Origin of the sequence: Paenibacillus sp. IHB B 3415 (genome assembly GCF_000802655.2) — a bacterium.
GTDB classification, from domain to species: Bacteria; Bacillota; Bacilli; order Paenibacillales; family Paenibacillaceae; genus Paenibacillus_AQ; species Paenibacillus_AQ phytohabitans.
The window spans coordinates 1-1246 of sequence record NZ_JUEI01000189.1 but is presented as its reverse complement, the minus strand read 5'-3'; the positions used below and the strand labels follow the sequence as shown (position 1 = coordinate 1246).

Sequence of the window (1246 nt, the reverse complement as noted above, 5' to 3'; positions counted from 1 at the left end):
TAGGCGTGTTGATTTCCCAAAAAAAGGGACGAAAAAGGCCGCCATTTCGGGTAATGGTAAGTACGACCAAACCAAACCGAAATGAGGCGACCTCATGAATAAATATACCCCATTTTCAGCTGTTTTCAAACAAGTGTTAACACCGGAAGATATCCAAACCTTGATCGGAAAAACCAAAGGCTACGAGGATACAGGAAATAAAATGACCGTTGGTTTGCTGCTCGATTACTTTGTCCAAGCCTGCTACCAGAAATGGAACGGCTTCCGTGAAAGCACCCGATTAGGCCCAAGCTACGGGTTGCCCAAGGTCCATTACTCCACACTTTCCGGCAAAGCCGGTGAGGTTCCTTACGAAATCTTCAAACGTATGTTTCAACTGCTCGTCAAGAAATGTAACCGTCAAACCCGGCGGCATCTGAATTTGCCTAAAGATCTTCTGTTAATTGACTCGACGACGATTACGGCTGCGAACTCTCGAATGTCCTGGGCCCCGTACAAAAAATTCAGAGCGGGTCTTAAGCTGCATGTCGCCGTTTCTCATGGCCAGCGTTCCCCCGTGAATGTGGAGGAATCCATCGCCAGGCGCAATGACGCTCCGTTTGGAGAGGTTTTGGCAGACCCTGACTACATTTTGGTACAGGATCGGGCGTATGGAAAAATCAGCAGATTGGATCAATATGTGCTTCATGGGCAGTCGTTCGTGATTCGGCTCAAAGACAATCTCCATTTGGTAAAGCCGCGTAAACTCCATCGACCGGCCGAGGGAGATACAACGATTGTACGCGATATTACTTGTTATATCGGTCAGGGAAAATGCCAATCGGCCCATCGGCACCGGGTTGTTGAATTTAAAAATGACAGGGGTGAAGTCGTGCGGGTCGTGACCGATTTGAGAAATGAGTCCGCCCACGTGATCGCTGAAATCTACAAGGCTCGCTGGCAAATTGAAGTCTTTTTCCGCTGGATTAAACAGCATTTGAACGTGCCATGTCTATTTGGGACCACCGAAAATGCGGTATATAGCCAATTGTTTGTGGCCCTTGCCGTCTATGTGGTGCTGAGACGTGTTTATGATGAAATTCACCCCAACGTGCCCGTTTTTGTTCAACTGACCTTTTGGGAATTTATGCAGCATTGGCGTATATTTAGTCTTCCGCTGGAGTGGCAGGTTCAGTTTAGTCTGTTCAGGAACAAGGGTATTTTGGAAATTATATCCATACCATAATATGGGGAATCAACAGGCTTG

At 47.2% G+C, this 1246-nt stretch carries 1 protein-coding gene; it reads left to right on the top strand.

What is annotated here, in order from left to right; genetic code table 11:
- Positions 1 to 94 precede the first annotated feature (94 nt).
- On the top strand, positions 95 to 1225 hold the full coding sequence (locus tag QW71_RS36070) for an IS4 family transposase (protein ID WP_039310910.1): 1131 nt from the start codon (positions 95 to 97) through the stop codon (positions 1223 to 1225).
- The last annotated feature ends 21 nt before the right edge of the window (positions 1226 to 1246 follow it).

Coding starts and splice junctions, on each gene's coding strand:
- QW71_RS36070 (WP_039310910.1), top strand. CDS start 95: ATGAATAAATATACCCCATTTTCAGCTGTTTTCAAACAAGTGTTAACA.